This is a genomic window from Paenibacillus barengoltzii G22, from assembly GCF_000403375.2.
Classification (GTDB): Bacteria; Bacillota; Bacilli; order Paenibacillales; family Paenibacillaceae; genus Fontibacillus; species Fontibacillus barengoltzii.
Genome location: NZ_KE159653.1, coordinates 268,801 through 286,121, shown reverse-complemented (window position 1 = coordinate 286,121; position 17,321 = coordinate 268,801). Strand labels below are relative to the sequence as shown.

Genomic DNA, 17,321 nt, shown 5'->3' with positions numbered 1-17,321 from the left:
TTGATCTAAAAGATTAAATTGTAACATTCTAAAATAGAAGAAATTCCTAAGCTTAGTTATGTTTCGTTCAGAGGCTCTGTTAAGATTTACGGCAACTGCATCCTGAGCTCGGTCATCAGCGTCAACGTATCCATGCCGGCGTGGTTGCCGAGCAGGATGATCGTATACCCGCCGCCGAGCTCCCGGGACATGCCGGTGGCGTAGCCGGTACCGCTGCCATTGTGGAAGACGCGTGTTGTCCCGTTTTCCTGCTGAATCATCCAGCCGTAGCCGTAATTTTTCTCAGAATATGGGGTGAACATTTGGTCGATTGACGCTTGGCTAAGTACGCGTTCCGTTTCAAATGAGGCGATCCACGTCAACATGTCGTTGGCAGTGGAGTATAACGTGCCGGTCCCGGATTGTGAGATATAAGGGCCGGCCGGCGCCCAGAGTTGGTCCCCGGCACTAACGTAGCCCTGAAGGACCGGAATCGAGGGCTTCGCTTCGCCGGTGTCTTTTAAACCCAGCGGCTCCCAAATGCTCTGCTTCAGATATTCCCCATAACTCATCCCCGAGGCTTTCTCGATGATCCCTGCCAGCACGACATAACCGCTGTTGCTGTACATAAATTTGCTGCCCGGTTCACTTAGCAGCGGTTTGGAGCGGATCGCTTCGATGGTCTCCTGTAAGGACATGCCCGCAACCCGTGGAAAGTTGGGATTGATCCCGCTCAGGTGGGACAGCAGCATATGAATAGTAATCTGGTCCCCGCTAGGAAAACCGGGCAAATACGATTCTAATGAATCGTCGAGGCGAAGCTTTCCTTGCTCCACCAGCTTCATGATGGCCGATGCTGTAAACGATTTGGTCAGCGATCCGATGCGTGACTTCTTATCGGCCTGGACCAGCTGGTTATCGCCGTCAAATCCGTAACCTTTGCGCAGCAGAATCTGGTCACCTTTCGCAATAAGTGCAATGCCGGAATACTTCTGGGCTTGTAGATAGCGGTCAGCTGCTTCGGCTGCGGATGAGATGATCGTCGCAGCGTCCGGAGTGATGGCAACATATGTCGTTCCAGCCACGGCCATGGCATCTACTTTAGCCTTCATCACTTCGGCTAAAGCCCGCAACGGTACAAAGGTAACGCCGCCGAGATCTAGTGATTTTACGCCGATATGAAGCGGGTTACCGTTAATGCTAAACAGATCCGTACCTGAACGGTGCAGGATCATGTCTCCGTGTACCCGGAGCTCGGCAGCCCGTTTGGCGGTATTCCATCGCACTTCTGCGCCCAGATGCTCCGCTGCTTCACGCAGTGGGACATAGGTGACGCCGCGATAAACGAGAGGCTTGGTTGTCCAGTTTACCGATTGGCCTTCTACAGTCACGTTTACGGATTTTGCCGTCTGCGCCTGAGAAGCGGCAGCTACGGTCAGTCCCGGGGATGCGAGGGAAGCGGTGCCCAGGCAGAGGGAGATCATCAAGCCGGCCAGACGGGAAAGTTTTTTTGTGCTCATCAATGTTGCTCCTTTTACCGATATAAGAGGTTGGATTTTTTCTATCACACTAGCAAAAAGTTCCTTCAATTTCAAGCGAATGAGAGAAGTGTTATACCGCGCAATCTTCCGCGACGGATAGCCTGTCCGCCAGGGCTTGGGGTATGTTACAATAGTCGGTAGAGGTGATCGTGAACGTATGTTTTTGAAACGGATAGAGTTAGCGGGCTTCAAATCGTTCGCCGATAAGACGGAGATGGAATTCGTCCGCGGAATTACCGCCGTGGTTGGACCTAACGGCAGCGGTAAGAGTAACATCTCCGACGGGATCCGCTGGGTGCTCGGGGAGCAAAGCGCCAAGTCGCTGCGCGGCGGGAAGATGGAAGATATCATTTTTGCCGGCAGTGACGCGCGCAAGGCCGTGAATTACAGTGAGGTATCGCTGACGTTGGACAACACCGATCAAGCGTTGCCGCTTGACTTCAGCGAAGTGACGGTGACCCGGCGAGTCCATCGCAGCGGCGACAGTGAATACTTCATCAACAAGCAGCCCTGCAGGCTGAAGGATATCACCGAGCTGTTTATGGACACGGGGATCGGGAAGGAAGCGTACTCTATCATCGGGCAGGGCCGGATTGAGGAAATTTTGAGCACACGCTCGGAGGACCGCCGCGGCATTTTTGAAGAGGCTTCGGGGATTGTGAAATACAAGAGCCGCAAACGCGACGCCCGCCGCAAGCTGGATGAAACCGAGCAGAACCTGCTTCGCATCAACGACTTGGTGTCCGAGCTGGAGGATCAGATCGAGCCGCTGAAGGAGCAGTCGGAGAAAGCCCTGAAGTACAAGGAATTGCGTGAGCAATTAAAAAATAAAGAAATTTCGCTATATGTGCATCAGATCGAGCAAATCCATGAATCGTGGAGCGAGGCCAACGCCAAGCTGGCCAAGCTGCAGGAGGAGCAGCTGGCGCTGTCGACCGTTGTTTCCGCGCATGATGCCAAATTGGAGAGCGACCGGCTGGCCCTTCGTCAGGTTGAGGATCAAATCGAACTGCTGCAAAGTCAGCTGCTCGAATACAGCGAAAGCTACGAGAAAAGCGAAGGCTACGGCGAAGTGCTGAAGGAACGCGCTAAAAATCTGACTCAAAATCGCGAGCAGCTGCTTCAATCGCTGGAGATTAGTGAAGAGCGGTTCGCCCAGCGGCAGCAGGAAAAGGAGCAGCTGGCAGCCAAATTCGCCGCAGCGGAGCAGCAGCTTCATGAACTGCGTAATGAGCTGGCGGCCGAAGAGGCGAAGCTGATCGGGGTGACCGGCGGCATCAGCCAAGCGCAGGAGGACGGCCTGAAAGGCCAACTGCTGGACATCATGAACCAGATGGCGCAAGCGCGCAACGAGATCCATTATGCTGAACAGCAGAAGGAAAGCGTGAAACGCCGGATGGAACGCGCGGAAGAGGAAGGCGTCAAATGGACGGAGGAGCTGGAACGGCTCAAAGCGCGCAAGGCTGAACTGGAGAAGGTGCTAGACAAGCTGGGCAAAGAGATTGCCGATTTGCGCGGACAGTACATCCAGGAAAGCGAACGGGTGAATTCGCTGCAGAAGCTTGTGGAAGAAAGCCAAAGCAACATCCGCAAGTGGGAACAGAAGCGCGAAGCGTTGGTTTCCCGCCGCGACACGATGAAGGAGATGGAGGACGACTACGACGGGTTTGTCTTGGGCGTTAAGGAAGTGCTCAAGGCGGCCAAACGGTCGACGTTGTCCGGTGTCCACGGTGCTGTCGCGGAGCTGATTCGGGTGCCGGAGAAGCTTGAAGTCGCCGTAGAGACGGCGCTAGGCGCTGCGATGCAGCATATCGTCATGGAGAACGAAGCGGTGTCGCGGCAAGCGATCGCCTTTCTGAAGCAGCGGCAGCTGGGCCGAGCGACCTTCCTTCCGCTCGACGTAATTCGTCCGCGCCAGATTTCCGCAGCGGACAAACGTCTACTGGAGGAAGCGGACGGATTCATCGGCATTGGAGCCGATCTGGTGGGCTACGAGCCGAGGTATGAGAACATTGTCGGCAGCTTGCTCGGTAATGTCGTCTTTGCCAGCGATCTGGAGCGGGCGAACAAAATGGCCGCACGGCTGCAATACCGCTTCCGGATCGTGACGCTGGAAGGCGATGTCGTGAATGCCGGCGGTTCGATGACCGGGGGCAGCCAGCATCGCAAGAACAGCAACCTGCTGGGGCGTAAACGCCAGCTCGACCAGCTTGCCGGCGATATTCGCGAAAGCGAGGAAATGCTGGACAAGCTGCGCAAAGGGTTGGCAGACGTACGCAGTCAGCTGGCCAAGGCCGAAAGCGAGTTAACGCGACTGCGGGAAGCCGGCGATGCCAAACGGGTAGAGGAGCAAGAATGCGCCGGTGATTTGAAACAGATCGACCACGAATGGCGCCGTGTCTCCGAGCAGTTTGAGCTCTATGGCCAGGAGAAAGGCCACTACCTGAAAGAGCTCGAGGAGCTTGAAGCGACAAAGACCGCGGCGGAAGCGCGACTCGTTGAGCTGGAGAAAGAAGAGCAAACGGTGCAGCAGTCGATCCGGGCAGCCGAGTTCGCGCGTAAAGCTAGCGAATCGGCCAAGGAGGAGCTGCAGGATTTGCTGACCGGGCTCAAGGTCCGGGAAGGCAAGCTGGATCAGGAATGCCAGTCGCTGCGTGAGCAGCTGCGCCGCGCGGAGGAAGAGTTCAAGGTGCAGGAGCGTGAGCTGGGGCAGACCCGCACGATCCTGCAGTCGATTGAAGCGGACCTGAAGCAAAACGAGGAGCAGACCGTGAAGCAACGGGAAGAGCTCAACGACTTTAAGCTGAAGAAGGAACGGGCCAGCGAACAGCTGGAGCTGGAACGCGCTTCGCGCGCCGTGCTTGTGAAGAAGCTGGAGGAAGGCGAAAGCGAAACGAAAGAGCAGCGGCTTGGGCTCAAGGCCGTAGAGGAGCAGCTGCGCCAGACAGAAATCCAGGCGAACCGCCTCGACGTGGAGCTGGATAACATTCTGCGCAAGCTGTCTGAGGATTACGAGCTGAGCTACGAGCTGGCGAAGCAGCGTTACGCCGTGCCGGAGGATGTGCCGCAGACCCAGGCCGACGTGAAGGAGCTGAAGCGGCAGATCACGTTGCTTGGGGAAGTGAATCTCGGCGCGATCGAGGAATACAATCGCGTATCGGAACGTTATCAGTTCCTCAGCGAGCAGAAGAATGATCTCGTCGAAGCGAAAACGACGTTGTACCAGGTAATCCGCGAAATGGACGAGGAGATGTCCAAACGCTTCAAAACGACGTTTGACGCCATTCGCCGCGAATTTGTGATCGTCTTCTCGAAGCTGTTCGGCGGCGGGCGGGCGGATTTGATCTTGGTCGATCCGGACAACCTGCTGGACACAGGGATCGATGTGGTGGCTCAGCCGCCGGGCAAGAAGCTGCAAAACCTGCAGCTGCTCTCCGGCGGGGAGCGGGCATTAACAGCGATGGCGCTGCTGTTTGCGATTTTGCAGGTGAAGCCGGTGCCGTTCTGCGTGCTCGACGAGGTCGAGGCGGCGCTGGACGAAGCCAACGTGGTCCGTTTTGCCCAGTACTTGCGCGAATTTTCGGAGCAAACCCAGTTTATCGTGGTGACTCACCGCAAAGGCACGATGGAAGAAGCCGACGTGCTGTACGGGGTGACCATGGAGGAAGGCGGCGTGTCCAAGCTCGTTTCGGTGAAGCTGGAGGACGAAGATACGGTCGAAATCGCTTAAGCCAACAGAACATTCTCAAATACAATTTACGGTGGCTTGGGGGTCAAGACGACAGCTTGGCTCTCCTGCCACGTTTTTGTGTTTACGCGGTCTGGGGCGGAAAATTGCTTAGGCCCCCTGCGGTATGAGATAATTGAGTTCGAAGTGATGAAGGAGGATATATTCCTATGAGTTTCTTTAAGAAACTGAAAGAGAGCATTGCATCTAAAACGGAATCCGTAACGAAACAGTTCCGGGACGGGCTGGAGAAAAGCCGGAAAGGCTTTGTTGAAAAAGTGACCGAGCTCGTAACCCGGCGCAAAAAAATCGATGAGGAATTTTTTGAAGAGTTGGAGGAAATTTTGATTGGCGCCGACGTTGGCGTGAACACGGTCATGAAGCTGATCGATGATCTTCGCGCCGAAGTGAAGCAGCGCCGGATCGAAGACGCTTCGGAGCTGCAGCCGCTGCTCTCCGAGAAGCTGGTCGAGCTGCTGCGCGGGGACGAGGACAGCGAAATGCATTTGAACCCGGACGGGATCAGCGTCATTTTGTTCGTAGGCGTTAACGGCGTTGGTAAAACGACGACGATTGGCAAGCTGGCCCATTATTATAAACTGCAGGGCAAAAAGGTGATTCTCGCCGCAGGTGATACCTTCCGTGCAGGGGCGATTGAGCAGCTCGAGGTTTGGGGCAAGCGCGTTGGAGTTGATGTCATCAAGCAACAAGCTGGTTCGGATCCGGCAGCGGTGATGTTCGACGCGGTTCAAGCCGCCAAGCAGCGCGGGGCCGATATTTTGCTGTGCGATACAGCGGGACGCCTGCAAAACAAGTCGAACCTGATGGAAGAGCTGAACAAGATTTACCGCGTGATTCAGCGCGAAATCCCCGGCGCTCCCCATGAGGTGCTGATGGTGCTTGATGCCACCACAGGACAAAACGCGCTTAGCCAAGCCAAGCTGTTTGGTGAGAAAAGCGGCGTGACTGGTCTCGTGCTCACGAAGCTGGACGGAACGGCCAAAGGCGGCATTGTCATCGCCATCCGTCAAGAGCTCAGCCTTCCGGTGAAATTCGTTGGACTAGGCGAGAAGATGGAAGATCTCCAAAAATTCGATTCCGAGCAATTCGTGCATGGGTTGTTTGCCGGCTTGATTGCTGAGGAGGAAGAAGCTGAAGGGGAACCCAATGAGGCTTAATTGGGCAAGTCCCAGTAACACATTGCGGGGTTCCTTCGTATGATGCTCATAGGCAAACGCCCGGCAAGACAAACTAATCAAGAGAATTTTAGGAGGTGACAGGATGGCCAATACACATACGTATGACCGCCGTGAGGAAATTGCCAACGCGATCACTCACGGCATCGGCGCCTTGCTCAGTGTGGCAGGATTAGTGCTGTTGATCGTTTTTTCCAGCATGAAGGGCACAGCTTGGCACGTTGTCAGCTTTACAATATATGGTGCAAGCATGCTGCTGTTATACCTGTGCTCGACCCTCGTGCACAGCTTCAAGGAAGGGAAACTGAAGGATTTGTTCGAATTTTTCGACCATTCCTCGATTTACATTTACATCGCGGGGACGTATACCCCGTTTCTGCTGGTAGCCGTTAGGGGACCGCTCGGCTGGAGCCTGTTTGGCACCGTCTGGGGGATCGCGCTGCTTGGCGTTGTGTTTAAAGCCTTTTTCGTCAAAAGATTCCTGTTCCTATCGACGTTTTTCTACTTGATTATGGGCTGGTTAATCGTGATTGCCTGGGGACCGCTGACCGCGGCGATGCCGCATCAAGGGATCGTCCTGCTGGTTGCAGGCGGGCTGGCGTATACGCTGGGAACGATATTTTATGTCTGGCGCGGATTTCCTTATCACCATGCGATCTGGCATCTGTTCGTCCTCGGCGGCAGCGTAACGCATTTCTTTGCGATCTTGCTGTATCTCTTGCCAAATCATTAAGAAGCTGAAGCGTCAAGCCGCTTTCCGAAGCATCGGGAGCGGCTTTTTTGCATCAAAATGCGTCTCTAGCTATGTTCAAAACTGATGTTAAGGAAAAGTGCTTGACATCCATCTCGGCATTCGGTATCATAGGAAAAGTTGATGCCTGTAAAGTGTTTTTCCTTGACGGAGGGGGTGCCCAGATGAGTCAGGAGAATAGGCTGGAGAAGACAAACCGGATCAACCTTTTGTTTGACTTCTATGAAGCGCTGCTGACGGAGAAGCAGCAGACGTTCTTGAAATATTATTTTCTCGATGATTTCTCGCTGGGCGAAATTGCAGCTGAGTTCGAGATCAGCCGTCAGGCGGTATATGAACATATTAAACGGGCGGAAGGCATGCTGGAGACGTACGAGGAGAAGCTGGGCCTGCTGAAGAAGCACGAAGCGCGGAGCCACGTGTTGTCCCAATTAGGGCAGCTGCTCGAAGCCAGCGACATGTCCCCGTTACATAAAGAAACGGCAAGAAATTTGCTTCGCGAGGCGGAGCAATTGTAAGATGACTATAGGAATACGGAACGATCTTATAGAGATGGAGGTGACGAGGTATGGCATTTGAAGGTTTGACAAGCCGTTTGCAGAGCGTATTCAGTAAGCTTCGCGGTAAAGGGAAAGTGTCCGAGGACGATGTAAACGAAGCGATGCGTGAGGTTCGACTCGCTTTGCTGGAAGCGGACGTCAACTTTAAAGTCGTCAAGGAATTCATCGCGAAGGTGAAGGAGAAGGCGATCGGCAAAGAGGTCATGGACAGCTTTACGCCGGGCATGGTCATCATCGATATCGTCAACAAAGAGCTGACCGAGCTGATGGGCGGAAGCCAAGCTAAGCTGGCTCGCAGCAATCGGCCGCCAACAGTCGTGATGATGGCGGGTCTGCAAGGGGCTGGTAAGACAACAACATCGGCGAAGCTGGCCAAGCTGCTGCTGAAGGAAAATCACCGGCCGCTGTTGGTCGCAGGGGACATTTACCGTCCGGCGGCAATCAAGCAGCTGCAGGTGCTCGGCGAGCAGATTAAAGTGCCGGTGTTTACGTTGCCAGAGGGCAACAGCCCGGTTGAAATTGCCCGTCAGGCGTTGCAGCATGCGAAGGATAACGGCAACGACTATGTCTTGATCGATACCGCAGGCCGGCTGCATGTGGACGAAGAACTGATGGAGGAGCTGCGGCAAATCCATGAGGTGACGAACCCGGACGAGGTCTTGCTCGTGGTGGATGCCATGACAGGTCAGGACGCGGTTAACGTTGCGGAGAGCTTCAATCAGCAGCTGACGCTCACCGGGGTCGTGTTGACTAAGCTTGACGGCGATACCCGCGGCGGTGCAGCGTTGTCGGTTAAGGCGGTCACCGGCTGCCCGATCAAGTTCGCTGCGCTGGGCGAGAAGATCGATGCGCTGGAGCCGTTCCATCCGGAACGGATGGCGTCGCGGATTCTGGGCATGGGCGACATGCTGTCGTTGATTGAGAAAGCTCAGGCCAACATTGACGCGGAAAAAGCGAAGGAAATGGAACGGAAAATGCGCAATGCAGAGTTTACGTTCGAGGATTTCCTGGAGCAAATGGAGCAAGTGAAGAAGCTGGGCCCGCTGGATCAGCTTATGGACATGATTCCTGGCATGGGCAAGATGAAGCAGATGCAGAACGTCAAGGTGGACGAGAAGCAAATGAGCCGGGTTGAGGCCATCGTGCATTCGATGACCAAAGAGGAGAAGCAAAATCCCGATATGATCAATCACAGCCGGCGCAAGCGGATCGCCGCAGGCAGCGGAACCACACTCGCCGACGTCAATCGCTTGATCAAGCAATTTGACGAGATGCGCCGTGTGATGAAGCAGTTCTCCGACATGATGGGGCCGAAAGGCAAAGGCAACAAAATGTTGAAGCAATTAAGCAAGGCCGGTAAAGGGATGAGATTCCCTTTCCGTTAATCTAAATGCAAGGTTCATTCTTAAAAGGAGGTGAATTTCGTGGCAGTTCGTATTCGTTTGAAACGTATTGGTGCTCATAAAGCTCCTTTCTACCGTATCGTGGTTTCGAATTCCCGTTCCCCGCGTGACGGTCGTTTTATCGAGGAGATTGGTTACTACAATCCGGTTGCAGAGCCGGCTGTAGTTAACATCGATGAAGAGAAAGCGTTGAAATGGCTCCAAGACGGTGCACAAGCATCCGATACCGTTCGCAATCTGCTGAGCAAAGCAGGCGTTATGAAGAAATTCCATGAGCTTAGACAGCAGAAATAATTGCTGATTCGGAGGGTCGTAAATGGAACAATTAGTCGGCGTTATTGCGAAGGCTCTTGTTGATCATCCGGACGACGTGCGCGTAGATGTCGTGGAGAAGGACCATCTGATTGTGTATGAGCTTTCCGTACATCCCGACGATGTAGGGAAGGTCATTGGCAAGCAGGGGAGAATCGCCAAGGCGCTGCGCACCGTCGTAGCATCGGCAGCGGTCAAGATGGATAAGCGGGTCACCGTGGATATCATGTCTTGAACGTTAACTTCATAATGATAGACGAAACCGGGTTAGGATGTTTGTCCTAGCCCTTTTTCGTACATGCTGAAGCAGAAGGATCCTGGCAGTTGGGACAAGCTGCGAGTATGATGAGGAGATAGCACTTGGGAGGTTAATATGTCGGATTCATTGTTATCGGTAGGCAAAATCGTAAATACGCACGGGATACGTGGGGAGCTTCGCGTGCTGCTGCAGACGGACTTTCCGGAGGTGCGCTTCGCACCGAAGAGCCGGCTTCTGATTGTTCATCCCGAAACGGGGGAACGGCTGGAGGTCACCGTGCAATCGGCGCGGCCGTACAAACAGATGTATATTGTTAAATTTGCCGAATTCTCCAATATCAACGATGTGGAACGGTTTAAAGGCCGCGACTTGAAGGTGAGCAAGGCGGAATCGGTTGAGCTTCCGGAGAACGAATATTATTTCCATGAAATCATCGGCTGCAGCGTGGTTTCCGATGAGGGGGAAGAGTTGGGTGAAATCGTGGAGATTCTGCGGCCCGGCGCGAATGATGTATGGGTTGCCAAGCTGCCAAATGGCAAGCAGCTGCTGCTTCCGGTCATTGATGACGTGGTGTTGGACGTCAATGTGAAGGAGAAAATCGTTACTGTGCATTTGATGGAAGGACTGTTGTAGGATGCGCGTCGATGTGTTGACCTTGTTTCCTGAAATGTTCGCCGGCGTATTTGGCAGCAGCATCCTCGGCAAAGCTCAGGACAAGGGGATTGTGTCCTTCAACGCCATTAACTTCCGGGACTATGCAGGCAATAAACATGGAACCGTTGATGATACGCCTTATGGCGGCGGCGGGGGCATGGTGCTGAAACCGGAGCCGATTTTTCGTGCGGTTGAAGATTTGCTTGGACGGCAGGTTGATGGGGATACCGGAGATTCGGCGGAACATCCGGCAGTTGCCGCAGAACCTGACCTGGCGGCTAACCCTTCCGTTCGCCCGCCCCGCATTATCTTGATGTGTCCGCAAGGCGAGACGTTTACGCAGAAGAAGGCGGAAGAATTAGCCCAGGAAGATCACTTGATTTTTATTTGCGGGCATTATGAAGGTTACGATGAACGGATTCGCCAACACTTGGTCACCGACGAGTTATCGATTGGCGATTATGTACTGACCGGGGGCGAGCTGCCAGCGATGGTGGTCATCGACAGCGTGACGCGCCTGTTGCCTGGGGTGTTAGGCAATGAAACAAGCGCGATCACCGATTCGTTTAGCACCGGGTTGCTGGAATATCCGCATTACACACGCCCGGTTGAGTTTCGCGGATGGAGAGTGCCAGATATTCTGCTCAGTGGACATCATGCCAATGTCGATGAATGGCGGCGCAAGGAAGCGTTACGGCGGACGTGGGAACGACGGCCCGATCTGCTCGAAAAGGTGGAGTTATCTCCCAAGGACTTGCGTTGGCTCGAAGAAATCAAAGCTAGTCATCCGAAAGAGAAGGAGTAAGTAACTTCTCCATGTCTGTGTCCGATGTGACCGTCAAGCGGTTCAAAGCCATTAGCCGGTCACCGGGCTTGACAAAGCCTTGGCGAACGGTGAAAGCCATGCGGTAGCCGTTCTCCTGCAGCTCATAGATCATCTGCCGGGATTTCTCGCCATACGGGTATGCAAAGTACGGAGAGTCAACCCCGGTTTCTTTCATCTTGTCGATATCGGCCTGAATTAACTTAGAGTCTAGCCCTGCGGATGACGGAACTCCGCATTTTTGGAAGCCTTTGTAATGCAAATTATACGTGTGGCTGTGGAACTCGAATACATCGCGTGCCGCGTGGATTTCTTCTTTTGAAAGATATGTTTTCTTCGTAGGATCGAAGGTTTGAGTTTCTGCTTCGATTTTACTGCCGATGACAAAGATAGCTGCTTTGAATCCATAGTTTTTGAGAATGGGATAAGCATAAATATAGTTATTTTGATAGCCGTCATCGAAGGTAATGACCACGCTTTTGGCCGGCAGGGAGATCTGCCCTCTGACGTATTGTTCAAGTTCGCTTAAAGAGGCTGTATAATACCCTTGCTCATGCAGATAGGCCATCTCAGCTTCAAAAGCCTCAAGATTGATAATCGACTTGTTGCCAGGCTCTTGATTGTATTGCTTTGGAGTGATGTAATGATACATCAGTACGGGCACTTGCTCGGCGGTGCCTGGGGCAACCGCAAAGTCCATCGGCAGGGTTGGATATTCCTCATGCTTCGTATGGCTTGAAGTAAACACCTTCGTTTTCACCATATCCCATGAGGTGCAAGCCTTACGGGCCAAAACCGTATTCGGGTGGGTCACTGCGGCCGAATACACTAGAATCGAAATTGCTGCGAAAAATAGTACATACCTCGCTAATCTTCTGCTCATTTCTCCACAAGCTCCTATTTTCTCTAATAGATCTATTTTATTTGCTCTCTCTAAAAAAGTGGTTACGATTTGTTATCCATAGGTACAAACGAAAAACCCCCCGGTAGAGTTACGATATAGGATTTGTGGGTTATTTTACGGGGAGGTATCAGACGAAGGGACTAGACCCTAATAGAGCGAGATTAGGTCTTATCCTTGCGTCTAAACTCTTGCGAGCGTGCGCGGCTATCGCTTATAATGGTAGTACGCGATTGACATCCGGTTAACGTTGAACGGTAAATCGTTAACCCCCATTTGTGATTATCGGGGTATGGCGCAGTCAGGTAGCGCGCACCCTTGGGGTGGGTGAGGCCGTGGGTTCGAATCCCGCTACTCCGATCTTTAGCAAACCGAAGGAACAGGCAAATTTCTATTGAATTTTGCCTGTTCCTTTTTTATACCGCGCAAGCTATCAAGACAGTTGCCTCAAACCGTTAGTCGCCCATACCGTTCGTCCACTGTTCTCATACTATGCATTAGCTTGCATAAGGAAGGGGAACAAGGGAATGGAAGAGATATATTATAATTGCTTACGATGCATGGGGAAGCGTGTTCGGATTTTAACCCGTGATGGGGCTGTACACGAAGGCACGATTGTGAAGGTTGACCGGAACAACGTATATTTAAAAAGATCGGGGAAAGGCCGGGCTCGAATCTCGGCATTTTATCCGCCCTACTATGGTGGCTACGGGTACGGTCCTTATGGAGCGGCCGACGAAATTTTGACGCTGAGCCTGTTCACGCTCTTGGCGATTGCTTTAATTTAAGGTTAAAACGTTCGCCTCCAAGGGATTGGAGGCATTTTTTTGTTCAAAATCGGATAGGATAAATTTAAGGATATCCCCTGATAACCCTTGCCTTGTTAACCTTATATTTTTCTTGCGAAGCCTATGAGATTATGGTACAATTCAATTTGTTGTGAATTCGGTGGTCCGCTGCGGATGATGAAGAAGAACAAGAGGTTCTTTGGAAGAGGCATGAACACCTGAGTGGAAGGAGGGAGTCCTAGATGAATATCGTACAAGCGATTACGCAAGAACAGCTTCGCAAGGATATTCCGAGCTTTCGTCCTGGTGACACTTTGAAAGTGTACGTTAAGGTTATCGAGGGATCTCGTGAACGTGTCCAATTGTTCGAAGGTGTTGTGATTAAGCGTCGTGGCGGCGGAATTAGCGAAACTTTTACGGTTCGTAAAATTTCGAACGGTGTAGGCGTGGAAAGAACTTTCCCGCTTCATTCCCCGAAAATCGATAAAATCGAAGTGGCTCGCCGTGGTAAAGTGCGTCGTGCGAAGTTGTATTATCTTCGTGAACTTCGCGGTAAAGCAGCGAGAATTAAAGAAGTACGTCGTTAATTTTCCGTTAACGAAGAGGGGGCTTGTATCCAATCAAGCCCCTTTGCTTTTTCTTCGGGAAGTTTCGAGAATCACTACCTCCAGTACATATTTTATGAGATAAGGAGAGGTCACGATCCATGGAGAAGCATGAACGTCAGGGTTATCCGGAGGTTTCGCCGTCTTCCGGACGGGTGGAGCAGTCGCCAGACGGGCCAGGAGCGGTGCAAACGCCGCCTGCGGGCAAGAAGGAAAAAAGCGAGGCGTTGGAGTGGCTGAAAGCTATCGCCATCGCCATTGTGTTGGTTCTCCTGATTCGTTGGCTTTTCTTTGCTCCGTTTATTGTCGACGGCCCGTCGATGCAACCAAACTTTCATACGGGGGAACGGATCATCGTGAACAAGATCATTTACGATATCCGCGCTCCAAAACACGGTGAAGTCATTGTTTTCCACGTTCCGTCGGAAGGCCGGGATTTCATCAAACGGGTCATCGGCGTCCCTGGAGATACCGTCCAAGTGGAAGGGGATACGGTGACGGTCAACGGGAAGGTTGTAGATGAAACATACATTAAAGATGTTGTGATAGAGAAGCATAATAATAACGAGCTGTACAATACGGAGGCGAATTTTCCGAACGAGCTGGTTCCGGATGGAACGGTGCCGGAAGGATACGTATTTGTACTGGGGGATAACCGCTCGAATAGTACGGACAGTAGGCGGATCGGTTACGTACCATATAAAGACATCGTAGGTCGGGCAGATTTGGTGTTCTGGCCGCTGTCGGACCTGGAGTTGATCCGGCACTAGATGCTGCGAAAGTAGAATGGGAGAAACGTGAGTGAAGGCGCGTTCTTGGGACAGTGAGGTGAAGGTATATGACAATTCAATGGTTTCCCGGCCACATGACCAAGGCACGCCGGCAAATCCAAGAGAAGCTGAAGCTGATCGATGTGGTCATCGAGCTCCTTGACGCGAGGTTGCCTCTGTCGAGCCGCAATCCGATGATCGATGAGATTTTGCAAGGCAAGCCGCGCTTGATTGTTTTAAATAAATCCGATTTGGCCGACCCTGCGGTGACGCGGCAATGGATCGCTTATTTTAAGGAAGAAGGGCATCTGGCCGTTGAAGCCGACGCGGCAAGCGGACAAGGCCTAAAGGAAATTCCCCGCTTGGCCAAGGAGCTGCTGAAGGAGCGGATCGAGAAGCAAATCGCCAAAGGTATCAAACCTCGGGCAGTTCGCGCGTTAATTGTCGGAATCCCGAATGTCGGGAAATCCACGCTGATTAATGGCTTGGCGGGTCGTAAAATTGCGGCGACCGGCGACAGACCCGGCGTCACCAAAGGTCAGCAATGGATTAAGGTAGGCACGGAGATGGAGTTACTCGACACGCCGGGTATTTTATGGCCGAAGTTTGAGGATCAGAACGTCGGCTACCGACTGGCCGTAACCGGTGCGATCCGCGAAGAGATTTTGAATGTGGAAGACATCGCTTTTTTTGCCGTAAAATATTTGGTCCGGTATTACTGGGAGCCGTTCAAAGAGCGGTTTGAGCTGGATCAACCGCCGCGAGACTTCGATGATCCGGATGAAATCGTTGCGATCATGGAAGCGGTGGGGCGGAAACGCGGTTGCCTCATCAGCGGCGGACGCGTGGATTTGGAGAAGGCATCGGGGATATTGCTTCGCGAATTAAGAGCTGGCAAGCTGGGGAGATATTCGTTAGAATCCCCCTATTAATAAATGAATGCCGCTGGCAGTTTGAAGTTTCTACTTCAGATTGCCGGCGGCTTGTTTTTTTAGCGAAAGGCTGTAGAATCGAAAGAGGATTGCCGATAAAATAAGGGAAGCATCGTAAAACATAGATGAAACCGATAGGATGATGGATGCGCTCCAGGCGTGGAACCCTCATTTTCGCATCTAGAGAAAGAGAACAACATAGAACAGCTAACCACGGGGGAAGTTTCGCGAGTAAAGGGAGGCATTATGGACGATTTATTAAAATATGAGCGCGAGTACTGGCAAGCCGGATATTCACATATTGCGGGGATCGATGAAGTGGGCAGAGGCTGCTTGTTTGGAGATGTGGTTGCCGCTGCGGTCATTTTGCCGCAAGGACTCGTGCTGGAAGATGTGAACGATTCGAAGAAATTAAGCGCCAAGAAGCGGGAGAAGCTATATGATCTCATCATGGAACAGGCGATTGCCGTGGGGATCGGATCCGTGGATGCGGCGACCATTGACCAAATCAATATTAAGCAGGCGACAAGGCGGGCGATGAAGCAGGCGGTAGAGCAACTGTCGATTCAGCCGGAATATCTGCTCATCGATGCGGAGAAGGTGGATGTGCCCATTCCTCAACTTTCAGTGATCAAAGGGGATGCTACCAGCCAGTCGATCGCGGCCGCTTCGATCGTTGCCAAGGTGACACGTGACCGTTTGTGCCAAGGCGAATGGGATGCACGATATCCGGAATACGGAATCGCCGTACATAAAGGATATGCAACCAAGCTGCACCGTGAACAGCTTCTGGCATTGGGGCCAACGCCCATGCATCGCAAGAGCTTTATGCGCAATTTGTTCGTTGAAGAACAAACGTTGTTTTAACAGGCCTTTCTTACCCGCTCTCGATGGAGGCGGGTTTTCCATATCTACAATCCAGTCTAAGGGGGGAGCTTATGAATATCGGACCGCTGCTGCGCAGTTTGATGGGGGACGTTCGTTCCGGGGAGCCGAAATCGCTGGAACTCAAGACGGGGCAGGTGGTCCGCGGCACGGTCTTGTCCGTCTCTGACGATGGGCAAGTGGCCGTCATTCAGGTCCAGGGCGTGAAGCTTCACGCTGCCTTAGAGACGCCGATGCGCCCGGGGGAAACAACGCTTCTGCAGGTGCAGCCGGAATCGAAGGACGGTTTAGCGGTCTTGAAGCCAATTTCCTCGGACCCGGGGACCGTCCTGTCTCCCGCTTCTCTTGCTAAGGCGCTCGAATCGCTGGGACTTGAGAATACGCCGGCGAACCGGGAATTCCTGCAGATGATGCAGAAAAGCGGAATTCCGTTAACGCGGGAAAATTTGTCGCTCCTGCAGCAGGTCTCCGGGCTAAAGCCGGCTGGAGTGCCGCTGTCGGAGTGGATTCAGGCGGCCGGCATTGCTTTTGGACGGGGGCTTCCGATCACCGGTGAAACGGTAGCGGGGTTGCACCAAGCTGTTTTTGGACCTCCGCTGCACGTCCTGCTGTCCTCGCTGGAGGAGCAGATCGCCGGCTTTTTGCGCCAAGCGGGGCCGGACATGACCGGAAACGGAGGACATACCGGCTCAGGCTCGGCGGCTGGCTCATCGGCTCAGACGGGGCAAACGGCATCCCCCTTGCTTGCGGGGGGCACCGCTTCTCCAGCGCCCGGGTCGAATGCCGGGACGGCCGCCTGGGGAGCAGCACAAGCAGGGACGCTGCCGAGCGGCGGAGGAGCCCAGCCAAATCAGGCAGCTGGGTTGGTGCAGTTAGCCCGGCAGGGCGCTTTTGCGGTTGCCTCGGGCGGGCCGCAATCCCCGCAGCCGGGGCTGCAGGGACAGCAAGCCGCAAGTGCACCGGGCGGAGCGCTGGTCGCGAAGCTGCAAGCGGTGCTGGCGGAGCTGCAATCGTCCGTGCTTCCGGAGGGCACGGACCTGCCGGGCCGTGCGATGGCCGGCCCGGCAGGGGGCGCCGCCGCCGATGGCAAGGGCCCGGCGGCGGCCGCGCCGCAAGGCGAAGGGCCCGCAGGGCCTTCGCCGGCGGGCACGCGCCCCACGCTCGCGGCGGAGCCGTGGGTGGGGCGCGTGCTGAAGCTGCTCGGTGCGGAGCACGAGCAGCAGGCGCTGCGCGCG

16 protein-coding genes, 1 tRNA gene and 1 pseudogene are annotated in these 17,321 nt (G+C 53.6%); 16 read left to right on the top strand and 2 right to left on the bottom strand.

Annotation, left to right across the window (positions count from 1 at the left end):
* Positions 1–86: 86 nt before the first annotated feature.
* Positions 87–1,499 (bottom strand): serine hydrolase domain-containing protein, encoded by a 1,413-nt coding sequence (locus tag C812_RS09660; RefSeq protein ID WP_016312471.1) that lies wholly within the window; start codon positions 1,497–1,499, stop codon positions 87–89.
* Positions 1,500–1,677: 178 nt separating this feature from the next.
* Between C812_RS09660 and smc the strand changes: the two genes are divergently transcribed.
* The 9 genes from smc to trmD all read left to right on the top strand — a co-directional run bounded on the left by smc (position 1,678) and on the right by trmD (position 11,187).
* The gene (gene smc / locus C812_RS09655; protein WP_009222972.1) at positions 1,678–5,250 is read left to right on the top strand and encodes a chromosome segregation protein SMC; all 3,573 of its coding nucleotides are present in this window, start codon (positions 1,678–1,680) and stop codon (positions 5,248–5,250) included.
* Positions 5,251–5,417: 167 nt separating this feature from the next.
* Positions 5,418–6,425: a signal recognition particle-docking protein FtsY gene (ftsY, locus tag C812_RS09650; RefSeq protein ID WP_016312470.1), complete on the top strand. Its 1,008-nt coding sequence runs from the start codon at positions 5,418–5,420 to the stop codon at positions 6,423–6,425.
* 103 nt (positions 6,426–6,528) lie between these two features.
* Positions 6,529–7,176 carry a PAQR family membrane homeostasis protein TrhA gene (gene trhA / locus C812_RS09645; protein WP_009222974.1) on the top strand — a complete coding sequence of 216 codons (648 nt, stop codon included), beginning with the start codon at positions 6,529–6,531 and terminating at the stop codon, positions 7,174–7,176.
* 182 nt (positions 7,177–7,358) lie between these two features.
* Entirely contained in the window at positions 7,359–7,712 is a 354-nt protein-coding gene (locus C812_RS09640) for a putative DNA-binding protein (RefSeq protein ID WP_016312469.1), read from the top strand.
* 50 nt (positions 7,713–7,762) lie between these two features.
* Positions 7,763–9,139, top strand: a complete 1,377-nt coding sequence (ffh, locus tag C812_RS09635) for a signal recognition particle protein (protein ID WP_016312468.1) — start codon at positions 7,763–7,765, stop codon at positions 9,137–9,139.
* Between the two features lie 39 nt (positions 9,140–9,178).
* Entirely contained in the window at positions 9,179–9,451 is a 273-nt protein-coding gene (gene rpsP, locus C812_RS09630; protein WP_009222977.1) for a 30S ribosomal protein S16, read from the top strand.
* Positions 9,452–9,473: 22 nt separating this feature from the next.
* On the top strand, positions 9,474–9,704 hold the full coding sequence (locus C812_RS09625) for a KH domain-containing protein (protein WP_009222978.1): 231 nt from the start codon (positions 9,474–9,476) through the stop codon (positions 9,702–9,704).
* A gap of 138 nt (positions 9,705–9,842) precedes the next feature.
* Positions 9,843–10,361: a ribosome maturation factor RimM gene (gene rimM, locus C812_RS09620; protein WP_016312467.1), complete on the top strand. Its 519-nt coding sequence runs from the start codon at positions 9,843–9,845 to the stop codon at positions 10,359–10,361.
* Position 10,362: 1 nt separating this feature from the next.
* Entirely contained in the window at positions 10,363–11,187 is an 825-nt protein-coding gene (gene trmD / locus C812_RS09615; protein ID WP_016312466.1) for a tRNA (guanosine(37)-N1)-methyltransferase TrmD, read from the top strand.
* Here trmD and C812_RS09610 read toward each other — a convergent pair.
* Complete coding sequence (locus C812_RS09610) at positions 11,162–12,088, bottom strand: polysaccharide deacetylase family protein (RefSeq protein ID WP_016312465.1); 927 nt, start codon at positions 12,086–12,088, stop codon at positions 11,162–11,164. The genes trmD and C812_RS09610 overlap by 26 nt on opposite strands.
* A gap of 304 nt (positions 12,089–12,392) precedes the next feature.
* Here C812_RS09610 and C812_RS09605 point away from each other — a divergent pair.
* The 7 genes and pseudogenes from C812_RS09605 to C812_RS21840 form a co-directional block, all read left to right on the top strand.
* Positions 12,393–12,466 (top strand) — tRNA-Pro (locus tag C812_RS09605).
* A 167-nt stretch (positions 12,467–12,633) separates the two neighbouring features.
* Complete coding sequence (locus tag C812_RS09600; protein ID WP_016312464.1) at positions 12,634–12,894, top strand: hypothetical protein; 261 nt, start codon at positions 12,634–12,636, stop codon at positions 12,892–12,894.
* A 242-nt stretch (positions 12,895–13,136) separates the two neighbouring features.
* Positions 13,137–13,481, top strand: a complete 345-nt coding sequence (gene rplS, locus C812_RS09595) for a 50S ribosomal protein L19 (protein ID WP_009222984.1) — start codon at positions 13,137–13,139, stop codon at positions 13,479–13,481.
* 119 nt (positions 13,482–13,600) lie between these two features.
* Complete coding sequence (lepB, locus tag C812_RS09590; protein WP_016312463.1) at positions 13,601–14,269, top strand: signal peptidase I; 669 nt, start codon at positions 13,601–13,603, stop codon at positions 14,267–14,269.
* 68 nt (positions 14,270–14,337) lie between these two features.
* On the top strand, positions 14,338–15,201 hold the full coding sequence (ylqF, locus tag C812_RS09585; RefSeq protein WP_009222986.1) for a ribosome biogenesis GTPase YlqF: 864 nt from the start codon (positions 14,338–14,340) through the stop codon (positions 15,199–15,201).
* A 246-nt stretch (positions 15,202–15,447) separates the two neighbouring features.
* Positions 15,448–16,068 carry a ribonuclease HII gene (locus C812_RS09580; protein WP_016312462.1) on the top strand — a complete coding sequence of 207 codons (621 nt, stop codon included), beginning with the start codon at positions 15,448–15,450 and terminating at the stop codon, positions 16,066–16,068.
* Between the two features lie 71 nt (positions 16,069–16,139).
* Positions 16,140–17,321 (top strand): annotated as a pseudogene (locus tag C812_RS21840) (flagellar hook-length control protein FliK); the annotation flags it as partial.

Excerpts from the sequence above, each read along its gene's own strand:
- trhA (WP_009222974.1), top strand. The coding sequence starts at position 6,529 with ATGGCCAATACACATACGTATGACCGCCGTGAGGAAATTGCCAACGCG.
- ffh (WP_016312468.1), top strand. The coding sequence starts at position 7,763 with ATGGCATTTGAAGGTTTGACAAGCCGTTTGCAGAGCGTATTCAGTAAG.
- lepB (WP_016312463.1), top strand. The coding sequence starts at position 13,601 with ATGGAGAAGCATGAACGTCAGGGTTATCCGGAGGTTTCGCCGTCTTCC.
- C812_RS09610 (WP_016312465.1), bottom strand. The coding sequence starts at position 12,088 with ATGAGCAGAAGATTAGCGAGGTATGTACTATTTTTCGCAGCAATTTCG.
- smc (WP_009222972.1), top strand. The coding sequence starts at position 1,678 with ATGTTTTTGAAACGGATAGAGTTAGCGGGCTTCAAATCGTTCGCCGAT.
- rimM (WP_016312467.1), top strand. The coding sequence starts at position 9,843 with ATGTCGGATTCATTGTTATCGGTAGGCAAAATCGTAAATACGCACGGG.
- rplS (WP_009222984.1), top strand. The coding sequence starts at position 13,137 with ATGAATATCGTACAAGCGATTACGCAAGAACAGCTTCGCAAGGATATT.
- C812_RS09625 (WP_009222978.1), top strand. The coding sequence starts at position 9,474 with ATGGAACAATTAGTCGGCGTTATTGCGAAGGCTCTTGTTGATCATCCG.
- C812_RS09580 (WP_016312462.1), top strand. The coding sequence starts at position 15,448 with ATGGACGATTTATTAAAATATGAGCGCGAGTACTGGCAAGCCGGATAT.
- ftsY (WP_016312470.1), top strand. The coding sequence starts at position 5,418 with ATGAGTTTCTTTAAGAAACTGAAAGAGAGCATTGCATCTAAAACGGAA.
- ylqF (WP_009222986.1), top strand. The coding sequence starts at position 14,338 with ATGACAATTCAATGGTTTCCCGGCCACATGACCAAGGCACGCCGGCAA.
- C812_RS09640 (WP_016312469.1), top strand. The coding sequence starts at position 7,359 with ATGAGTCAGGAGAATAGGCTGGAGAAGACAAACCGGATCAACCTTTTG.
- C812_RS09600 (WP_016312464.1), top strand. The coding sequence starts at position 12,634 with ATGGAAGAGATATATTATAATTGCTTACGATGCATGGGGAAGCGTGTT.
- trmD (WP_016312466.1), top strand. The coding sequence starts at position 10,363 with ATGCGCGTCGATGTGTTGACCTTGTTTCCTGAAATGTTCGCCGGCGTA.
- C812_RS09660 (WP_016312471.1), bottom strand. The coding sequence starts at position 1,499 with ATGAGCACAAAAAAACTTTCCCGTCTGGCCGGCTTGATGATCTCCCTC.